Origin of the sequence: Pedobacter sp. BAL39, from assembly GCF_000170795.1 — a bacterium.
Taxonomy (GTDB): domain Bacteria; phylum Bacteroidota; class Bacteroidia; order Sphingobacteriales; family Sphingobacteriaceae; genus Pedobacter.
The window spans coordinates 18,398-38,924 of the sequence record NZ_ABCM01000012.1; the positions used below are offsets into that span (position 1 = coordinate 18,398).

The window sequence follows — 20,527 nt, forward strand, 5'->3', positions numbered from 1 at the left end:
ACTAGTACCTCACATTGGGAAAATCACGTTTTGCCTGCTGAAACTGAGCTTCTCCGTATTCAGTCCAGTATTGGGGTGCCTTATATGGGGGCCAGTATTTCGGGTCCCCTTCGTCCTTATCGGGCCAGTGGTCGGCGCCCAATGCGGGGTTGAATGCGATACGGGCCTGCGCACTGAGGTCTACCCCGGCAGCGCCACTGTAGAAATGCACAAACTCCCCAAGGTTCATTGGTTTTGATCTCTCTATGCGGTTGCCATTTCTCGGAAAGTTGGCACGCAGTACCTGGAAATACTTATTCAGCAGTTGCTCTTTTCCATGCTGATTGTAGATCGGGTAAAACCATTCCGTAAACCAGCGCACTCCCGGGAAGGCAATTCCCGGATAAGAGCGGTATGGATTTTTAGCTTCCATTTCAGTAACCACATCTGCGGCCATCCGGTCCAGCCCTATTTTCTTATAGACATCATAATTGAAGATCTCCATAAACTTGCTGTCTCCCCAGATCACTCCTGTTGGCGAGCCTTTGATGCCATCAATGTTATCTTCCACAATGTGCCCCATCTCATGCACCGGCAGACCGATGTTCTGTCCTTCCGGCAGCGACCAATCGCCCAGTCCGCAGTCCAGTACATTTTTGAAATCGTGACTGGAATCTAGATAATGTGCCGGATGCCCTCCACCCAGGTTGTCGGTTGCAGGAATAACCCTGTGAAGAATGAGGCGCAGGCGCTGGTCAGTACCGAAAGTTGCGTTGCCACCATAGGTTTGTTTCACATAAGCCCAGGCATCACTAAAGACCTGCTTCGGCCAGGTAACGGAAGAAAACATATACTGGTCATGGTAAACGGCAATATGATCCGTGTAGTCAAATAACCTCAGGAACTGGTTGTGGTTACCCCAGTGTTCCAGCCAGGTAGCGGTGAGGCCATCGGGAACATTCGTCATCTTGGGGGTAAAGATCAGTTGGTAGACATCAAAACCACCGGTAACGATGTTAAACCGGATGATGTGTTTTCCTTTTGTTAATGGTACAGTCGTCGAAACGCCTCCAAAAGTATTGTTTGCACCGGTGTTAGGCACCGCTTGTATTCCGGTTACATTGACGCCGTCTACTTCCAGGCTAAACCTGCGGCCATCGCCTCCGGAAGCCAGAACGGCCATCATGTCATAGTCTCCATCTTCAGCCACACTCACAGTGTAAGCGAGCCATTCTCCGGAAACGGTTTTTTCTACTTTGAAACCTCCATTATAGGTGGCGATGTCAACGCCCTCAGCGCTACGATAGTAGGCAAGGTCATTTTTGTCATCAGAGTCAGCGTATCCTAAGCCAGGGCCACCGAGGTCAAAATCTACCGCGTTGATCACTCCCGGAATGGTAAGCGGCGTACCATAGAACGGCATATTGACTTTTGGAATGAAAGTAATGCGGCTAACAAACTCGTCGAAGCCAAAGACATGATTGGGCTCTACAATATGCACGAAGCCATTGTTGGTCTGGATGTCGATCGAACCTGTTGTGGTGGTCGACCAGTAACGGTTGAAGATACTCTGTTTGGTATCATCAAACTGTATGTACGCGGGGCCGCCATTTCCATAACCTGAAGAGGAGGAAGTCAGCTTTTTCGCATGCATCATCCGCTGGTATTTCACCCCATAGAACATCAACCCATCCTGTTTTGTCAGGGAGTCTGAGGGATAAGCGCCTTTAATGATATATTTCGTAAGTAGCGTATCCAGGTGCCTGGTATCAATATTGGCAAGGAACAGGGGGCTTTTGCCAGTACTCGCCCTGAGGTTGTTCAGGTTGGTAATGGCCAGCTTGAAACTCTCATTTGTAGGTGCAAACAAAGTCACCGTTTCATTTTTCAAGGTATCAGCCAGGCCCAGCCTGTCAATCAGAAAGACGAGAGAGTCGTAAATTCCGCGTTTACTCTTCAGATAGTCGTAGGTATTCATATTCACAACTTCACGTTCTGCAGGCTCCTCGTGGAAAGTATCATCTTTCCTGCAGCTGCTCTGTAGTGCAACCGTACCTATACAAAGGCACAGCACGAGAGGACGGAGTAAGGATCTAAAATTTTTCATATTATTTCCAATAAGAGTTTTGAGTGAGTAGCGGATTCTGAGCGAGCACCTTCCGGGATATCGGCCAGTAAATTCCACCATTGGCGATGAGCGCTGCGATTTTAGGGTTGTTCTCGCGGATCCTGGTCTGACGGATGAGGTCATACCAGCGGTGCCCCTCTCCCATCAGCTCGCGCTGACGTTCTTTGAAAATGGCATCAATGAGGTTGCCATTGACCTCCAGGCTGTACGGAGGCAAAGTCCGGTAGGCACGCACCGGATAGTTGAGCAGCTCTATTGCTCCCGCATTATCGCCGAGGACCGCCAGGGCTTCCGCACGAAGCAGGGAAATGTCTTCTATCCTGGTGAAAACAATGGCACTTGAAAAAATCCTGAAGCTGCCATCGGTCACCCCATTCTGGATCACTTTGATTTTACTAAAGATCGGATACTTGCCATTGAAATTGCTGAAGTAGCGGATATCTACCGGCTGACCCAGCGTATCCAGACTGAAACGCTCATCATCAGGCTCATTAAAAATGGAAAGGATCGAATCTTTACTCAGGTAGATGTCCGGAATAGGTTTATTCACTACGGGGCTGGCCAGCGTCAGCTCCTCAATGTGGCCGGTAAAGGATGCATCTACGTGCCCCCAATCAAAGTTAAACCCAATGATATGGCTGTTTCGCTTTCCTTGAAAAAAGCCGTTCCCGTTGGTAAGGTCGTCAGATCCTGTAAATCCGATTCCTCCTTTACCATAGTTATCCATGACAAACTTGGTATAGGTGGCTACTTTAGGATAGTCGCCTCTCCAGGCGGCGATGTGTGCGAGTAAAGAATAAGCACTGATCTTCCTGGCAAGCGCGCCCTGCCAGCGTGCTTCATTTTCGTTGTAATATTGTCCGGGTTGCTGAACATCATTTGCACTGTATTTATAAGGCAGATCGGCAGCGGCAGCGATCAGCTCTGATTCAGCAAAAGCCAGTACCTTTTGCTGGTTCTCCCTTGGCTGATCCTCAAACTGCCCATCGTGGTCTTTGACAATTAAAGGGACATCGCCCCATATTCGGACCATATAGAAGTAAGCAAAGGCACGAAGGAACCTGATCTGCGCAACATCTACCGTCATATTATTTGCGGTATACCTTGGATCATTTGCCTTCACTTCTCCAATTCGTTCCAGAAAGATGTTTGCCGAGTTGATCACCGCATACCACCTTCTCCAATCGGACATCGCCTCAAGGGCTGGGTAAGATGCGGTAAGGTCATTGCTGACCACAGCTTTCAGGTCCTGCCGGTTTGTAACAGTGAACTCTCCGGGCCGAACCTCGCCATAGATCCAAAACGCATTATTATCGGCCAAGGCAGCCCTGGTCAGCCCATAAGTTCCAATCAGTCCCGCACGAGCATCCTCCAGCACTTTCCACATGTTCTTTTCTCCCACTACCCGCGTCGAATCTATTTCCAGGACTTTTTCACATCCTGAAATCAGAACGCTACAGGAAATTAGTGTTGCTAGTATTATTTTTTTCATCTTATCAATTTCTATAATTGTACAATCGATTCCATTTGCAGCTTACAGACTCATGCGTACCCCAAGGGTATAGGTAGTCGGAATGGGCATCCCATAACCGCTGTCATATCCTGTGAAACTGATGAGTTCGGGATCCTGGCCTGAGTATTTTGTGAGTGTAAAAAGGTTATTTGCTGTACCGTACACATAGAGTGTTCCTTTTGAGGCACGTTTACGCATCCATTGGCTCAGGTCATAGCCCAGCGATACTGTTCTCAGTTTCAGGAATGCACCGTTCTCCAGGAACAGATCCTGATCAATACGATAGGGAATAACAGTACTCCAAGGGTTGTAAAGCGGGTATTTGGCATAGTCGCCACGGGTCTCCCAGAAGGTGATCTCTTTTACAGAACTGATCGTGCTTCCACTTTCCTGGTTGATGAAGTCAAACCGGTTGGCCATCTCCTGGTTCATGATTTTCCTGCCCAGGTTAAAATAGAAATTGACGCCCAGGCTCCATTTTCCGTATTTGAGATCATTGTTAAAGCCTCCGGAAACAGTGGGAAGACTATGGCCCATCAGCGACTTATCCTCATCACCAATCCGGTTGTCGCCGTTGAGGTCCTTCCAGCGTGGGTCACCGGCCTTCAGTGTTTTTCCATTGTACTTCATCGCCTCCCCATTTACCAGGGGAACGTCATCGTCGGACAGATAAATTCCTTCGTTGGTAAGCAGCCAGTACTGATCTACCGCATGGCCCACCTTCAGCAGCCTGTCGCCAATCATGATCTCCGTTAATCCGTCAGGCAACGCCACCAATGTATTTTTGTTAAAGTTCAGGTTCAGCGCAGGTGTCCATGAAAGTTTTCCTTTTTGCAGCACATCTGCCGACAGCGTGACATCCAGACCTTTATTGTTCACCGATAAACCGGGTTTGTAGGTTTGTGTGTAGCCGTACTCTGCAAAATCAGGAATTCCGATCAGCTGATTTTTATCTGTTTTCGTGTACAGGTCCATTGACAAACGAACTCTGTTGTTGAATACGGTAACATCCGTCCCAACGTTCAGCTGATCTGCATAGGCCCATGGAATCCCATAACCCACCCATCCATAGCCATATGGCCTGGCAAGTCCCGCAAAGCCGTTGTAGCCAGCGACAATAATGTTGCCCGTAAAGCCAAGGTCTGCAGAATACTGCGGTCCTTCCGCGTAATTGTCAAAATGCTCGATACGTCCCAACCGGCCGGCACTTGCCCGGAGGTTCCATTGATCAATAAAATTGCTTTTTGTAAGCAGGTCATTTTTAATGTTCCAGCCGCCAGAGAATGCCGCTGACGTAAACCATCTGCTGGTAGGCTGTGCATTTGAGGAAGCATCCGTACGTACCAATGCTGAGAAGCTATATTTCTCCTTGAAATTATAGGATGTTGTACCGTAAAATGATACAAGGTTATTTTTAGTAATATCAAGAAACTTATACATCAGCTGTTTTGGAAAGGCACTTGCATTTCCGTCGCCATTCAGAAGGTTTAGCTTGATGTAGTCGTTTGTTCCTTTATAGGCATAACCATAATTGTATTTATAAGAATCCCAGTTTACAGACTGCCCGACTTCAAAATGAAAATTATGCAAGCCATTTAGTTGAAGGTCATAGGTTGCCTTATTGTCCCACAACAGACGCTGACTATAACCATAGTAATTTGAGGCATAGCTATTTTCTTCCATCAATACCTTTGGATAAAAGAGGTCGCGATACCCTTCGGTATAATCGGCGCTGAACCTGGAAATAAAGTTAAACTTACCAATGTTGATCCCCAATGAGGCATACGCTTCCAGGACATTCGTTTTATTGTTGTCAAAGCCGACATCAATATCATCAAGGTAACGCCCATAGACCGATTTGTTCGGACTTAGGGGGGCACTGAGATCGGGAATGTAGTTCATCTGACTAAACCGGTCGCGTTGGCTTTTGTTGCGGTCACGCTCAATTCTGTTGGCATTAACCATCGCGGAAAAGGTCATCCATTCCAGTGGTTTCATATTGATATTAAACATGGTGCTGTACCGGTTTGCCAGCGTCTGATCAGCAATACCTGCGTTGCGCACATTGCCAATGGAGAAGCGGAAATTTGCACGCTCCATCCCTCCGGAAATCGATGCATTTACGTTATAGGAAAGGGCATTCCTATAATAAAGGTCGTTCCAGTTGGAGGCACCATAATAAGCGTTGCTTAAAGAATCACTGAGGTAGAGTGGATACGTATCATCGTCAGAAAACCTACCTGCAGCAGTATACCTGTCGTAAAACTGCTTCCTGAAGGCATTTTCATATTTACCATTGGTAGTCGTTACCTGCGGTTTCTGGCCCAGGCTGACGAAGGAGCTGAAGGTGATCTTCGCTTCATCCGGCGACTTTGAGGTCAACACGATCACTCCATTAATGGCTCTGGGGCCATAAGCCGCGATTGCCGCGATATTGCTCAGTACCTCTACGCGGGCGATATTTTCCATATCAATGTTGGCAAGCAGGTTGGTTGCCGGCCCGATCCGGTTAAACTTGTACTGTTGGATGTCAAACGCGAAAGGATGCTCGCCAATCAGTGGCACACCATCCAGAACAACAAGAGGCTGCACCTGGAATTGCTCCCGCGCAGAAAAAAGAGGCTGTGCTGTTCCATGGATGAACATATTCTGCAGTGTTCCTGGCTCTCCAGAGGGTTCCTGAACATACAAGCCTGCAGCTTGTCCTTTCATATATTGCTGCAGCGACAGACTTGGGTAGCTGAGTAATTTTTCAGGATTGATCCTTCCCCCTTTTAGAGTTAATTCTGAAAACGGGGAGGGCTTGTCCGAATAGATTTTCAAAATTTTTGTAGTATCCGCATCTTGCTTCGCAGTATCGGCAGATTTAATTTTAGTAGTGTCTGTCTGGACCTGAGAGCTGCCACCGGCGGCTGGTTTAAATAAAGAGATGGCCCTGACATGAGCACTTAAAGAGAAAGTGTTTAGACACACCAATCCCATGAACGAAATAATTGCAATTACGCGCATAACAGATAATTAGTTATTAACTGACTGAAACTAGTATTTATGTGTTTTCTGAAGATTACTTTGCAAATCTTAGGACATAGAGATCCCTTATCCGTTGATAACGGATGATTGCAATAGGCAAAACGGATTTACACGATTTTAATAAATCGTTTTAGCTAAATCAGAAAATAAAATTTACAAGTTAGATGGGATGAATGTCACTTATATGCCTGCGCTGGGTCGCGCCGGCATATAAAAAGTTGAAAGAAAAAAGATGGTGAGAAGTAAAATTTAGCATAGTTTGGTTGGTTTAGGTTGGTAATATATTTTAGTTAGGACATTTACAATAAAAATTTAGAAAACAGATAATAAACTGGCAACCCAACTCACGTACCCCCTACAAAACCGTAAAAATGAAAGATCAGCAGTAATATTTAGTACTAAAACACTAAAAAGAAGCTACTTAACCTGCATATAAACGTATATATGACAATTATACAAAATAAAAATTTAAAATAATCAAAATAAATAAATAAAAATTACAATTATACCAATGAAACAACTTAATTGAAGCTATTAATTCATTTTAATTACATCATCAATGCAATATTGACCTATAAATTCTCCATAAATCCAAAACAACAGAACAAAAAACCAAAATTACACACAAAAAAAACGCATTTATTAAGAAAATAATTACAAAAATAGCACACGATTGCAAAAACGAATAAATTGGCAACTGAATAACGAGCTAACTATTTAGTACATTAAAAAATAAACTTTTAAATGGGGCTTCGACAATTATTGAGGAATCACCACGCGTCGTTACCAATTTTATAAGCAACAAACTTCTCAATAGGATACATTTCCATTTTGTGATGACGATCATATAAAACAACCGTCTTAAAGCAGAAATTTGTTCACTATTGACAAATTATGATCATATACAAGAAATTCTCCTTTGATTCCGCCCATTACCTTCCCTTAGTTCCTGCCTCCCACAAATGCGGCAGAATGCATGGCCATACCTATCAGCTCACCGTATATCTTTCAGGTACACCAGATCCACACTCGGGTTGGGTTGCAGATTTTGGCGATCTCAAACGCGGCATACAGCCATTTGTAGACCTGCTGGATCATCGCCTGCTAAATGATATCCCGGGATTGGAAAATCCAACCAGTGAAAATCTTAGCGTATGGTTGTGGCAGAAGATCAAACCTGTTTTTCCGGCACTCGCAAAAATTGAGCTTAGTGAAACTCCAGGTACAGGTGTCATCTATGAAGGATAACTATAACCGCCGGATCGCCAATTGGCTGTACATTGGTGCCGCTTGCATCATCATTCAAATACTTCTGGGTGGTATTACCAGACTTACAGGTTCAGGCCTTTCCATTACAGAATGGAAACCGCTCCTCGGCAGTATTCCGCCATTGAATGAAAGCGAATGGCAGGCAAGCTTCGACCGTTACAAACAAATTGCACAGTTTCATCTTGTCAATTCCCATTTTACCCTGGAGGACTACAAATCTATTTTCTTCTGGGAGTGGTTCCATAGAAACTGGGCCCGCCTGCTCGGCGTAATATTTGTTCTTCCACTGACGTACTTCCTGATCACCAAACAGATCAGCAGGACATTAGTCTTTCCCCTGATCATACTCTTGTCCCTAGGATTGTTACAAGGTGTAATCGGCTGGATCATGGTCAGGAGCGGTCTAAATGATACAGATATCCGGGTAAACCACATCCGACTATCCATCCATTTCTTCACTGCATTGATATTGCTCTGTTATACGCTTTGGATCGCATTTTCCTTAAGCTTCAGAGACATTCACATGCGGCATAGGGTGAAATACCCTATGCTAAATATCATCGTCCTGGGGTTCCTCTGCATCCAAATGGTCTATGGTGCGTTTATGGCAGGAACCAACGCGGCGCTCGCAGCAATTACCTGGCCTGATATGAATGGCTCATTTATACCGAAGGCCGTCCGTTCACGGCCAGTTAACCTGACGAGCATGACCAGCGACCTGCTGAGTATTCAGTTTATACACCGCAACCTGGCTTATCTGATCACGATACTCGTGATTATCCTTTATTTCAGAACTTATAGCTGGAAGATTAACAAACGGCTTTCGATGATCAGAATGATGCCGCTACTCCTGGTTACCTCGCAATGCATGCTTGGCATCATTACGCTTGTAAGTAGTATACATCCCGACCATAAGATATATGCCTTATTGCATCAGTCTACAGGAATAATGCTGATGGCATCTCTTCTACTGACCCAGTTCATGAACATGAAACGCCACTAAACCGAATTCAATTGTTATCTTGATGATGTATCAGTAACATACGAATATAAAATCAGATAAACTATGAGCGCCATCAGAGAAAATTTCAATTCAATTCTAATTAAGCAAAAGGCACTGCGATACCCTTTCCCAGATATAATCAGACAACCTGCAACGCTCCAGGACATCGAACATACGGAAAAATCCATAGGCGTAGCGTTCAATAATGAACTGAAAGAACTTTACTTATTTGCCGACGGGACCAACATTGATACGGTCACGCCGTCGGGACTTACAGGTCTGATACCTATACATAATTTCCTGTCTTTGCAGGATGCCATTAGTTACTACCACGAAAGCATGGAGTTTGAACAATCTTTTCACAATTGGACCAGAGGCTTTAGTCCTGGTAAGCAACTTTTTCCATTTTTGGAAGATGGGGCAGGCAATTGTTATTGGGTGGATCTGAATGAGCGTACACCAGATTACGGAAGAATATTCTGGACAAATACATTTGGAAGCGAGCCTGATTACACCTACAGCTCTTTGACAAGCATGTTCAATGTAATTGCAGAAGCCTACCGTACTGAACTTATATTTCTTGATGATAATGGTTATCTTGATTGTGACTTCGAGGCCTTTGATAAGCTATCGAAAGCTCATCAGTAAGACCAGTTATCAACCGGCTCAACCCTCATCATCCAAAACAGCACCATACAAGAAAAGCCTGCAGTTCATCACTACAGGCTTTCTTTTAAGATTTGGCACCGACCTACTCTCCCACGTGTTACCGCAGTACCATCGGCTCTGGTGGGCTTGACTTCTCTGTTCGGAATGGGAAGAGGTAGACACCACCGATATAGGCACCTAAATATTTTCAATTTCTTTAAAGTTCTTTATTAGTAAAAGAAAAGCCTGCAGTTTTGACTACAGGCTTTCTTTAAGATTTGGCACCGACCTACTCTCCCACGTGTTACCGCAGTACCATCGGCTCTGGTGGGCTTAACTTCTCTGTTCGGAATGGGAAGAGGTGGACACCACCGATATAGGCACCTAAATATTTTTAATGTTTATACAGCTTCGGAATGGACTTACCTTTTGCTGTCAAACAATGACATATTATTGAAAGAAGTTAGTTAGGAAGAACAAACAACAGTTTACTGCTCTTGAAAGCTTCGGATGATTAGTATTACTCGACTTTGATGTCACCACCTTTACATCTGTAACCTATCAACGTAGTAGTCTGCTACGGTCCTATATGGAATTCTCATCTCGTGGCTAGTTTCGCACTTAGATGCTTTCAGCGCTTATCTATTCCCAGCGTAGCTACTCTGCAATGCCCCTGGCGGAACAACAGATTCACTAGAGGCTAGTCCAACCCGGTCCTCTCGTACTAAGGTCAGCCCCACTCAAAATTCCTACGCCCACAACAGATAGGGACCGAACTGTCTCGCGACGTTCTGAACCCAGCTCGCGTGCCACTTTAATCGGCGAACAGCCGAACCCTTGGGACCTTCTCCAGCCCCAGGATGTGACGAGCCGACATCGAGGTGCCAAACCTCCCCGTCGATATGAGCTCTTGGGGGAGATCAGCCTGTTATCCCCAGCGTACCTTTTATCCTTTGAGCGATGGCCCTTCCATGCAGAACCACCGGATCACTATATCCGTCTTTCGACCCTGCTCGGCTTGTATGCCTCACAGTCAAGCAAGCTTATGCTATTGCACTCCTCATACGGTTACCAAGCGTATTGAGCTTACCTTTGAAAGCCTCCGTTACCTTTTTGGAGGCGACCACCCCAGTCAAACTACCCATCAAACAATGTCCTTCGCTTGGCGAAGTTAGACACCGAATACAGAAAGGGTGGTATTTCAACGTTGACTCCACGACGCCTGGCGACGCCGCTTCATAGTCTCCCACCTATCCTACACATCCTGTATCCAATGTCAATGTTAAATTGTAGTGAAGGTGCATGGGGTCTTTCCGTCCCGTTGCGGGTACCCGGCGTCTTCACCGGGACCACAATTTCACCGAGCTCATGGCTGAGACAGCGCCCAGATCGTTACACCATTCGTGCAGGTCGGAACTTACCCGACAAGGAATTTCGCTACCTTAGGACCGTTATAGTTACGGCCGCCGTTTACTGGGGCTTCGATTCAATGCTTCGCCTTGCGACTAACATCCCCTCTTAACCTTCCAGCACCGGGCAGGTGTCAGGCCTTATACTTCATCTTTCGATTTTGCAAAGCCATGTGTTTTTGTTAAACAGTCGCCTGGGCCTTTTCACTGCGGCTGATATTGCTACCAGCGCCCCTTCTCCCGAAGTTACAGGGCCATTTTGCCGAGTTCCTTAGCCATGATTCACTCGAGCACCTTAGAATTCTCTTCCCGGATACCTGTGTCGGTTTGCGGTACGGGTTTTTATAACCTGAAGCTTAGCGGGTTTTCTTGGAAGTCTGATTACCTACACTATCCACTTACCCGAAGGTTCGCGGTACTATCGACTTTCAGCTAGTCCGGCGGATTTGCCTACCAGACCAATACCTACTGTCTTCAACGATCTATTCCGTCAGATCGCGGTAGTGTCACTACTCCGTCACCACATCGCAGTTATAAAAAGTACGGGAATATTAACCCGTTGTCCATCGAATATCCCTTTCGGGTTCTCCTTAGGCCCCGACTAACCCTGATCCGATTAGCGTTGATCAGGAAACCTTATCCTTTCGGTGGGCGGGTTTCTCGCCCGCCTTATCGTTACTTATGCCTACATTTGCTTTTCCAGAAGCTCCACCACAACTTACGTCATAACTTCGCTGCCGCTGGAATGCTCCCCTACCGTAATATTAATATTACCCATAGCTTCGGTGTATAGTTTAATGCCCGTTTATTATCCATGCCCGATCGCTCGACTAGTGAGCTGTTACGCACTCTTTAAATGAATGGCTGCTTCCAAGCCAACATCCTAGCTGTCTATGCAATCGGACCTCGTTAGTTCAACTTAACTATAACTTGGGGACCTTAGCTGATGGTCTGGGTTCTTTCCCTCTCGGCCCGTGACCTTAGCACCCCGGGCCTCACTGCAGATCATATTATATAGCATTCGGAGTTTGTCTGGATTTGGTAGGATTTGACTCCCCCGCACCCAATCAGTAGCTCTACCTCTATATAACTTTATATCCACGCTGTTCCTAAAAACATTTCGGGGAGTACGAGCTATTTCCCAGTTTGATTAGCCTTTCACCCCTACCCACAGATCATCCGGAAACTTTTCAACGTTTATCGGTTCGGTCCTCCAGTACGTGTTACCGCACCTTCAACCTGTCCATGGGTAGATCACAAGGTTTCGCGTCTACCTCCCCTGACTATACGCCCTATTCAGACTCGCTTTCGCTTCGGATCCGTGTCTTAAACACTTAACCTTGCCAGAGAAGAGTAACTCGTAGGCTCATTATGCAAAAGGCACGCCGTCACGCCACCTGGACGCTCCGACCGCTTGTAAGCACACAGTTTCAGGTTCTATTTCACTCCCCTGTTCGGGGTTCTTTTCACCTTTCCCTCACGGTACTGGTTCACTATCGGTCTCTCAGGAGTATTTAGCCTTACCGGATGGTGCCGGCAGATTCCCACAAGGCGTCTCCGACCTCGCGGTACTCAGGATACTACTAGACTAATGGTACTTACGTGTACGAGGCTCTCACTCTATGTTGCCAGGCTTCCCATCCTGTTCCACTTCATTGCATTATAATCATATCGTAGTCCTACAACCCCACATTTGCCGTAACAAATATGGTTTGGGCTCTTTCCCGTTCGCTCGCCACTACTTAGGAAATCATTATTATTTTCTCTTCCTCTGCTTACTTAGATGTTTCAGTTCGGCAGGTTTGCGTATTATACGACTAGTCTTCAACTAGCCAGGTTTCCCCATTCGGAAATCACCGGATCAATTCATATTTGCTAATCCCCAGTGCTTATCGCAGCTTATCACGTCCTTCATCGCCTCTGAGAGCCAAGGCATCCCCTGTGTGCTCTTATTTACTTTCTTCTCTCCATAGCCTTTTGCGCCTATGGAAATGCTTTTTTTGATGGTTGTTATCTCTTTCAGATTTCTATTTGTAATTGCTTACTCATTTCATTCCTCAAAGCTAACAACGTCTCTATTGTTGTTTGCTCTTCTTTTTTAACTTCTTCCAATATGTCAAAGAACTTTTCTATCCCGGAGTTCATTACTGAACCCTATTTCTGTACCTTCTATCTTAAGTACCGGTGATGGTGGAGAATAACGGAGTCGAACCGTTGACCTCCTGCGTGCAAGGCAGGCGCTCTAGCCAGCTGAGCTAATCCCCCTTAGAATATATCTGTAGTCCCGAGCAGATTTGAACTGCTGACCCCTACATTATCAGTGTAGTGCTCTAACCAAACTGAGCTACGGGACTAGGTGTCTTTACTTCAGTATGAGAACACTAAACGATGTTTCATCCTATGGGTGTTTCTTTTTGAGATCTTTTGTCATTTATATCATTTGCGCAGCGAGTAGTCTGACCTACTCCAGAAAGGAGGTATTCCAGCCGCACCTTCCGGTACGGCTACCTTGTTACGACTTAGCCCCAGTTATCGGTTTTACCCTAGGACGCTCCTTGCGGTTACATACTTTAGGTACCCCCAACTTCCATGGCTTGACGGGCGGTGTGTACAAGGCCCGGGAACGTATTCACCGCGTCATTGCTGATACGCGATTACTAGCGAATCCAACTTCAAGAGGTCGAGTTGCAGACCTCTATCCGAACTGTGAATGGCTTTTTGAGATTTGCTTGCTGTTGCCAGCTTGCTGCCCTCTGTACCATCCATTGTAGCACGTGTGTAGCCCCGGACGTAAGGGCCATGATGACTTGACGTCGTCCCCTCCTTCCTCTCTGTTTGCACAGGCAGTCTGTTTAGAGTCCCCACCTTAACGTGCTGGCAACTAAACATAGGGGTTGCGCTCGTTGCGGGACTTAACCCAACACCTCACGGCACGAGCTGACGACAGCCATGCAGCACCTAGTTTCGTGTGATTGCTCACTCATCTATCTCTAAATGATTCACTAACTTTCAAGCCCGGGTAAGGTTCCTCGCGTATCATCGAATTAAACCACATGCTCCTCCGCTTGTGCGGGCCCCCGTCAATTCCTTTGAGTTTCACCCTTGCGGGCGTACTCCCCAGGTGGAATACTTAACGCTTTCGCTTAGCCGCTAACTGTATATCGCTAACAGCGAGTATTCATCGTTTAGGGCGTGGACTACCAGGGTATCTAATCCTGTTTGATCCCCACGCTTTCGTGCCTCAGCGTCAATCTCATCATAGTAAGCTGCCTTCGCAATCGGTGTTCTGTGACATATCTATGCATTTCACCGCTACTTGTCACATTCCGCCTACCTCTAATGTATTCAAGCTCATCAGTATCAAGGGCACTGCGATGGTTGAGCCACCGTCTTTCACCCCTGACTTAATAAGCCGCCTACGCACCCTTTAAACCCAATAAATCCGGATAACGCTTGGATCCTCCGTATTACCGCGGCTGCTGGCACGGAGTTAGCCGATCCTTATTCCTTCGGTACATTCAGCTCTCTACACGTAAAGAGGTTTATTCCCGAATAAAAGCAGTTTACAACCCAGAGGGCCGTCTTCCTGCACGCGGCATGGCTGGTTCAGAGTTGCCTCCATTGACCAATATTCCTTACTGCTGCCTCCCGTAGGAGTCTGGTCCGTGTCTCAGTACCAGTGTGGGGGGTCATCCTCTCAGATCCCCTAGTCATCGCTGTCTTGGTGGGCCGTTACCCCGCCAACTAACTAATGACACGCATGCCCATCTTAATCCTATAAATATTTGATCATTGTATAATGCTATACTGTGATTTTATGCGGTGTTAATCCGAATTTCTTCGGGCTATCCCCCTGATTAAGGTAGGTTGCATACGCGTTACGCACCCGTGCGCCACTTTCCTTTCCAGCAAGCTGGAAAGTATCGTTCGACTTGCATGTATTAGGCCTGCCGCTAGCGTTCATCCTGAGCCAGGATCAAACTCTCCATTGTAAAATGTGTTGTTTGAACGCTGACCATTCTTAACTTGTTAATAATAGTCTTTATTCTAATTGTTATATTGTCTGTTAGAATCAAACTTAAAAAAATAGCTTCAGTATCATGTACTTTGATTCCGTACTAATCTACCTCGCTACGCTATAAATGACATCTCTTTAATGAACTTCTCGAATCGCCTCACGGGTCTTCTTTATATGTTGCAATCTGCTGCCCCTGTGTTTACCTGGTCTTTCTCGTCCAGTTCTGTTGCGGTTAAGCCTATTGTTTCAATCTTGTTTATTCGCTTGCGAACTCCGTTCGTTTAGCTCCCCGTTGTTTGGGATTGCAAAGGTAGAAATCTTTTTGTTATTGTCAAGCTTTTTTTTGATCTTTTTTATTTTCTCTGTTTTAACCTTCTAAAACTAAAAAACCTGCCTGGCCAATTCCTACTGCAATATTTCAAACTCTTCTTCTCTTATCCTTCTCACCGTTTCACTTCCTCCGAAGCGGGATGCAAAAGTAGGAAAAATATCAGTAGACCAAAACATTTCTAGCCCTTTATTTGTATCGGGGCGCTAACTGCATGGTTTACAATCAAAAAAAAAATCATCAGCGTCGTTAGGATTACCGAATTATGTTAAACACACCGGAGGAACCTAGGCTTAGCACATCGGCCTCACAAGCTTAAAACACATTTTCAAGCATCAGGAAACCTTACTTCGAACCCAAAATCCCCTAGCCCAAATCCGGAAAACAGCTCAATCTATCTTTTAAATGAATTTAAAAGCCCTTAAGAATAGGTAACCAATCATCAAAACCACCCTATTACAATCTTAAAAGCCTCCTCCTAGGCTCCTTCTTACTGGAATACAAATAGCATCGGATTGTAGGATCCATAATGTATCATATATACATATAGTATACAACATCACCATCAACGGTTAGTTTATCGCGTCCTTACTCGGTCCTCGCCCGTACCTTGTTCTGGAAGCACACGCACTAAAGAGACACTAAACAGAGACTAAACAGAGACAAAAAGCACGATGCACCTCTCTTTGGTCTCTTTTTTCTCTCTCTATGATCTGTCATTATTCATCCTGCTTCCAGAACAAAGACAGAACCATCCCCGAACAGTGCACGAACAGACCTCAGACCATATCCACAGTTAGCAAATTCACATTGGATTCAAACCACAATACCCCGTACTCCCGGGCAGGAAGTAATAATCGAGGTATCACCACGACAAGATGTGTCGTCCGAAAAAAAGATTACAGTCTAATACCAACTGGATGTCATAAAGATAAAAAAACATCGTCAGAAATGCTTGGAAAACATGAAATATCAATCGCAAAAGAAAGAAGTCAACAGACCAATCTAATACTGCCCTGTAGCCAGCATGACCAACGTACAAGCCTCCACAGGCTCGATTCCATGGCTCTTCAACAAATCTTCAAGCTCTTCATTTTCAGTTCCAGGATTGAAAATCACCCTCTTAGGGTCCGTCTTAATGATATAGTCGTAATACTCAGGCTGTACGGCAGGACCAATATATAAAGTAATGGTATGAACATCTTCATGGATTTCAGCAGGACGCTCTATCGCAACACCTGCAACTTCGCCGCTTTTGATACCAATATTCACAATTGGATGTCCTTTCGCCTTCAGCATTTGGGCTGCACGATAGGCATACCTCGTAGGATTAGGAGTAGCACCGATAATTAAAGTATTTTTCATCAGATATATTTTTAGTCAACAACTGCAAATAAGGCCAGACTTCATTTGCATAACTTTAGATCGCACAAAACAACAAGATGATCAGGAACCGTCCCGCAGGCAATCTCATCAATACAACAACCGATATAAAAATCTGTTTTTTCGCTAAGAGAACCTCAACACCGCATTGGCGCAGTTGACCCCATCAATCGCAGCGGATACGATCCCGCCGGCATATCCCGCACCTTCTGCACAAGGATACAATCCTGCCACCTGCGGATGCTGGAAAGTTTCTTTGTCCCTGGGAATGCGCACCGGAGAGGAACTCCTGCTTTCAACCCCTACCAATATGGCCTCGTTCGTATAGTAACCCCGAAGTTTCTTACCAAACTGTGGAAGTGCACGTTTTAAACTATCATGAACAAAATCAGGTAAAGTATCCTTCAACATCACACTTTTTGTACCTGGCAGATAAGAGTTCTTTGGCAGGTCGGCCGATACCCTGCCCTCAACAAAGTCAACCATTCGCTGCCCGGGGGCAACAAGGCTTCCTCCACCCAGATTGAAAGCCGTTCTTTCAATGGCAGCCTGAAAATGCATCATCCTCAAAGGATCTTCACCAGCTACATCATCCAGTGTTACCTGCACCACAGTACCGGAATTGGCATAAGGATTATTTCTTTTTGAGGGGGACCAGCCATTGACCACAATTTCTTGCTCATGAGTTGCACATGGAGCAATTATACCTCCTGGACACATGCAGAAAGAGAAAACACCTCTATCGGCAACCTGCTCCACCAGGCTATAGTATGCCGGCGGCAGAAACTCACTGCGTATGTCACAATGATACTGTGCTGCATCGATAATCGACTGAGGATGTTCGATGCGGACACCCAGCGCAAAGGGCTTGGCTTCTACCAAAATATGCTTACGATGTAAAAGTTCATAGATGTCCCTTGCAGAATGGCCAGTGGCCAGGATGACTGCATCCGCCAGCAACCGTTCTTCACCATTCACCACCACTCCTCTTACACGATCAAATTCTACAATAAGATCAGTCACCTTCTGATCAAAGCGGACTTCCCCACCCGCATTTAAAATGGTTTCCCTGATGGCAGTGATGATGTGCGGAAGTTTATTTGTCCCGATATGAGGCCGTGCATCTACCAGAATATCATCCGTAGCACCATGCTGTACAAACAACTGTAGTACTTTATGGATGTCACCACGTTTATTGGAACGTGTATATAACTTGCCATCAGAATAAGTACCTGCGCCCCCTTCTCCATAACAGTAATTGGACTCGGTGTTGACCAGCCCTTCCTTGTTGATCGCCGCAAGATCTCTGCGTCGCTGCTTCACATCCTTACCTCTTTCCAGGACAATTGGTTTCAATCCGTTTTCAATGCACTGCAATGCAGCAAACAAACCTGCCGGGCCGGCACCAACAATCAGCACGTGTTTGCTATTACTCACATTCCCATACTTCATGACAAAAGCATCGACAACCGGAGTCTCATCAATAAAAGCACGAACTTGCAGCCTGTATATCACTTTTCTGGAGCGGGCATCGATAGACCTCTTCAGTATTTTATAATCTTTTATTCTCGAAATTTCTACTTTTAAAGCTTTAGACAGTACGTTCTTCAACGCCTGTTCTTCTCCGTTTTCTTCCGGAGCGAGGGTAATCTCAATTTCCTTTTGCATACTCTGCCGGGTTTTTATCCCGAATGGTTGCAAAGATAAATAAATCCTGATGATAATCCTTTACCTGACAACATGCCACATTTAAGGCACCACAAGCAAGACCTGAGTGCAGGTTTTTCGTCAAAGCTGTCAGTTTTTAATTGCTTTGCAGACCTGGGTACGGAAATTGAATGATTATTATTATCTTAACATTAGAAAAACAAAAATCTGGAATGCAGCAATCAAAAACGGATCTTCTGCGTTTCCATTAAAAGAAAGATTATGAAAAAAACAGTCTTGGTAATCGTTGGCGTTTTGGTTTTATTTACCGCCCTAAGCAGTTGTGGTTATAACAACCTTGTAAAGTTAGATGAGGATGTAAAGGCAAAATGGAACCAGGTGGAAACCCAGTATCAGCGTCGTGCAGATCTGATACCGAATCTGGTCAATACAGTTAAAGGCGCCGCTAAGTTTGAGCAATCTACATTGACTCAGGTGACTGAGGCGAGGGCTAAAGCCACTCAGGTGACCATTGACCCGGATAAGCTGACTCCTGAGAATATTGAAAAATACCAGGTAGCACAAGGCCAGATCAGTCAGGCCCTGGGCCGTTTATTAATGGTTACTGAAAACTATCCGGAGTTAAAAGCAACAGAACAATTCAGAGATGTATCTGCGGAGCTTGCCGGAACTGAAAACAGGATTGGTGTTGCGCGTAAAGATTTCAATGAGTCTGTGCAGACTTATAACGTCAAAGTAAGGTCATTCCCGAACAACATCACAGCAGGATTGTTTGGCTTTAGTCAAAAAGCAGGCTTCAAAGCTGAAGCAGGTGCCGAAAAAGCGCCTAAAGTAGAATTCTAAACTTTCCGATCACAACATTTAGGGGTAAAATGTGTTTTATTAAACAGGTTTTACCCTTATAAATTCATAAATCCTGCTATGGGAATATTCACTGAACTAGAACAAGAATTAATTGCAAACGCAATTGCAGAAGCTGAAAAGACAACCTCCGGAGAGATTCGGATTGCAGTAGACAAACACTGCAGCGGTGATGCTTTTGAGAAAGCTACCGCATACTTCTCCAAACTTGGGATGGACAAAACTTCCAGACACAATGGCGTACTCATTTATCTTGCACATGCGGACCATAAATTTGCCATCATTGGTGATAAGGGCATCAATAAGGTTGTCCCCCCTGATTTTTGGGAAATGACACAAATTGCGATGAAAGCACATTTTGCGGGCGGCAATATTGCCCAGGGCATCATCGCCGGGATTGTCCTTGCCGGTGAAAAAATGGCCAACTTCTTTCCCTATGAAGGCGGAGACGTCAATGAGCTTCCAAATGACATCATCTACATGGATCAGCATCAAGAACAACTGAAACCATGAGAAAATACATCATTGCCTTTCTACTGACATTAACTTATACCCTTAGCTTTGCCCAGGATTTTCCGGCGAAGCCCAATAAACTTGTCAACGATTATACCGGCACCCTGAGCTCCAGTCAGGTTGACCAGCTGGAACGTAAGCTGGTTGCCTTTGATGACTCCAGCTCCACTCAGATTGCCATCGCAGTGATCAAATCTGTTGGCGAATATGACATCAGTGAATATGCGATGGAGCTGGGTAGAAAATGGGGAGTTGGGAATAAAGAGAAAAATAACGGGATCATCATTTTAGTTGCACTTGGCGACCGCAAGGTATCCATACAAACCGGATATGGCGTAGAGGGCGCACTTCCGGATATGTATGCCAGAAGGATCATCGACAATGACATCAAACCACACTTTAAAACGGGAGATTATTACGGAGGATTGGAAGCGGGTACCGATGCGATTATCAGTTATACTAAAGGAGAATATAAAAATGACAACCCTAAGCCTTCAAAAACTGGAGCTGGTGGCTCTGGGGTGGTCATTCTGATCATCATCATTGTCATCGTGATCGTTCTCCTGAAGAGAGGTGGCAGAGGTGGTGGCGGACAGGTCATTGGCAGTCGCGGTGTTGCGGATGCACTTTTCTGGAGCATGCTGCTTGGGGGAGGAAGAAGTTCCGGCGGTAGCAGCTGGGGAGGTGGCAGCAGCAGTGGAGGCGGCGGAGGCAGTTTTGGAGGATTTGGCGGCGGCAGCTTTGGCGGTGGTGGTAGTAGTGGAAGCTGGTAAAATA

11 protein-coding genes, 2 tRNA genes and 4 rRNA genes are annotated in these 20,527 nt (G+C 45.5%); 6 read left to right on the top strand and 11 right to left on the bottom strand.

Annotation, left to right across the window (positions count from 1 at the left end; genetic code table 11):
- Position 1: 1 nt before the first annotated feature.
- From PBAL39_RS24755 to PBAL39_RS15540, 3 genes are read right to left on the bottom strand one after another with little or no spacing between them, the layout of a single operon-like run.
- Positions 2-2,086, bottom strand: a complete 2,085-nt coding sequence (locus PBAL39_RS24755; RefSeq protein ID WP_008243190.1) for a carbohydrate-binding protein — start codon at positions 2,084-2,086, stop codon at positions 2-4.
- A 1-nt stretch (position 2,087) separates the two neighbouring features.
- Positions 2,088-3,599, bottom strand: coding sequence for a RagB/SusD family nutrient uptake outer membrane protein (locus PBAL39_RS15535; protein ID WP_039866788.1), 1,512 nt, complete (start codon positions 3,597-3,599; stop codon positions 2,088-2,090).
- A 42-nt stretch (positions 3,600-3,641) separates the two neighbouring features.
- The gene (locus tag PBAL39_RS15540; protein WP_232282966.1) at positions 3,642-6,629 is read right to left on the bottom strand and encodes a SusC/RagA family TonB-linked outer membrane protein; all 2,988 of its coding nucleotides are present in this window, start codon (positions 6,627-6,629) and stop codon (positions 3,642-3,644) included.
- 915 nt (positions 6,630-7,544) lie between these two features.
- Here PBAL39_RS15540 and queD point away from each other — a divergent pair.
- The 3 genes from queD to PBAL39_RS15555 all read left to right on the top strand — a co-directional run bounded on the left by queD (position 7,545) and on the right by PBAL39_RS15555 (position 9,570).
- Positions 7,545-7,898, top strand: coding sequence for a 6-carboxytetrahydropterin synthase QueD (gene queD, locus PBAL39_RS15545; protein WP_008243195.1), 354 nt, complete (start codon positions 7,545-7,547; stop codon positions 7,896-7,898).
- The gene (locus tag PBAL39_RS15550) at positions 7,861-8,922 is read left to right on the top strand and encodes a COX15/CtaA family protein (RefSeq protein WP_232282967.1); all 1,062 of its coding nucleotides are present in this window, start codon (positions 7,861-7,863) and stop codon (positions 8,920-8,922) included. The genes queD and PBAL39_RS15550 overlap by 38 nt, the downstream gene beginning before the upstream one ends.
- Positions 8,923-8,985: 63 nt before the next feature.
- Positions 8,986-9,570 (top strand): SMI1/KNR4 family protein, encoded by a 585-nt coding sequence (locus tag PBAL39_RS15555; RefSeq protein WP_008243197.1) that lies wholly within the window; start codon positions 8,986-8,988, stop codon positions 9,568-9,570.
- Between the two features lie 90 nt (positions 9,571-9,660).
- On the opposite strand, the gene rrf (PBAL39_RS15560) is transcribed toward PBAL39_RS15555, so the two are convergent.
- The 8 genes from rrf (PBAL39_RS15560) to PBAL39_RS15595 form a co-directional block, all read right to left on the bottom strand.
- Positions 9,661-9,772, bottom strand: a 5S ribosomal RNA gene (gene rrf, locus PBAL39_RS15560).
- Between the two features lie 74 nt (positions 9,773-9,846).
- A 5S ribosomal RNA gene (gene rrf, locus PBAL39_RS15565) occupies positions 9,847-9,958 on the bottom strand.
- A gap of 107 nt (positions 9,959-10,065) precedes the next feature.
- A 23S ribosomal RNA gene (locus PBAL39_RS15570) occupies positions 10,066-12,942 on the bottom strand.
- A gap of 225 nt (positions 12,943-13,167) precedes the next feature.
- Positions 13,168-13,244: transfer RNA gene (locus PBAL39_RS15575), tRNA-Ala, on the bottom strand.
- Positions 13,245-13,258: 14 nt separating this feature from the next.
- Positions 13,259-13,333, bottom strand: a tRNA-Ile gene (locus tag PBAL39_RS15580).
- A gap of 116 nt (positions 13,334-13,449) precedes the next feature.
- Positions 13,450-14,971: ribosomal RNA gene (locus tag PBAL39_RS15585) — 16S ribosomal RNA — on the bottom strand.
- The 16S, 23S and 5S rRNA genes sit together here with 2 tRNA genes alongside, the layout of an rRNA operon.
- Positions 14,972-16,330: 1,359 nt before the next feature.
- On the bottom strand, positions 16,331-16,690 hold the full coding sequence (locus PBAL39_RS15590; RefSeq protein WP_008243198.1) for a CoA-binding protein: 360 nt from the start codon (positions 16,688-16,690) through the stop codon (positions 16,331-16,333).
- Between the two features lie 144 nt (positions 16,691-16,834).
- Positions 16,835-18,376, bottom strand: a complete 1,542-nt coding sequence (locus PBAL39_RS15595; protein WP_008243199.1) for an NAD(P)/FAD-dependent oxidoreductase — start codon at positions 18,374-18,376, stop codon at positions 16,835-16,837.
- 261 nt (positions 18,377-18,637) lie between these two features.
- Here PBAL39_RS15595 and PBAL39_RS15600 point away from each other — a divergent pair, with 261 nt between their 5' ends.
- The 3 genes from PBAL39_RS15600 (at position 18,638) to PBAL39_RS15610 (ending at position 20,523) form a co-directional block, all read left to right on the top strand.
- Positions 18,638-19,219 (top strand): LemA family protein, encoded by a 582-nt coding sequence (locus tag PBAL39_RS15600; RefSeq protein WP_008243202.1) that lies wholly within the window; start codon positions 18,638-18,640, stop codon positions 19,217-19,219.
- A 78-nt stretch (positions 19,220-19,297) separates the two neighbouring features.
- Positions 19,298-19,750: a TPM domain-containing protein gene (locus tag PBAL39_RS15605; RefSeq protein ID WP_008243204.1), complete on the top strand. Its 453-nt coding sequence runs from the start codon at positions 19,298-19,300 to the stop codon at positions 19,748-19,750.
- Positions 19,747-20,523, top strand: a complete 777-nt coding sequence (locus PBAL39_RS15610) for a YgcG family protein (RefSeq protein WP_008243205.1) — start codon at positions 19,747-19,749, stop codon at positions 20,521-20,523. The genes PBAL39_RS15605 and PBAL39_RS15610 overlap by 4 nt, the downstream gene beginning before the upstream one ends.
- The last annotated feature ends 4 nt before the right edge of the window (positions 20,524-20,527 follow it).

Bases quoted from the DNA above. Each gene is read 5' to 3' on its own strand.
- PBAL39_RS15605 (WP_008243204.1), top strand. From the start codon at position 19,298: ATGGGAATATTCACTGAACTAGAACAAGAATTAATTGCAAACGCAATT.
- PBAL39_RS24755 (WP_008243190.1), bottom strand. From the start codon at position 2,086: ATGAAAAATTTTAGATCCTTACTCCGTCCTCTCGTGCTGTGCCTTTGT.
- PBAL39_RS15535 (WP_039866788.1), bottom strand. From the start codon at position 3,599: ATGAAAAAAATAATACTAGCAACACTAATTTCCTGTAGCGTTCTGATT.
- PBAL39_RS15610 (WP_008243205.1), top strand. From the start codon at position 19,747: ATGAGAAAATACATCATTGCCTTTCTACTGACATTAACTTATACCCTT.
- PBAL39_RS15540 (WP_232282966.1), bottom strand. From the start codon at position 6,629: ATGCGCGTAATTGCAATTATTTCGTTCATGGGATTGGTGTGTCTAAAC.
- PBAL39_RS15595 (WP_008243199.1), bottom strand. From the start codon at position 18,376: ATGCAAAAGGAAATTGAGATTACCCTCGCTCCGGAAGAAAACGGAGAA.
- PBAL39_RS15555 (WP_008243197.1), top strand. From the start codon at position 8,986: ATGAGCGCCATCAGAGAAAATTTCAATTCAATTCTAATTAAGCAAAAG.
- queD (WP_008243195.1), top strand. From the start codon at position 7,545: ATGATCATATACAAGAAATTCTCCTTTGATTCCGCCCATTACCTTCCC.
- PBAL39_RS15590 (WP_008243198.1), bottom strand. From the start codon at position 16,690: ATGAAAAATACTTTAATTATCGGTGCTACTCCTAATCCTACGAGGTAT.
- PBAL39_RS15600 (WP_008243202.1), top strand. From the start codon at position 18,638: ATGAAAAAAACAGTCTTGGTAATCGTTGGCGTTTTGGTTTTATTTACC.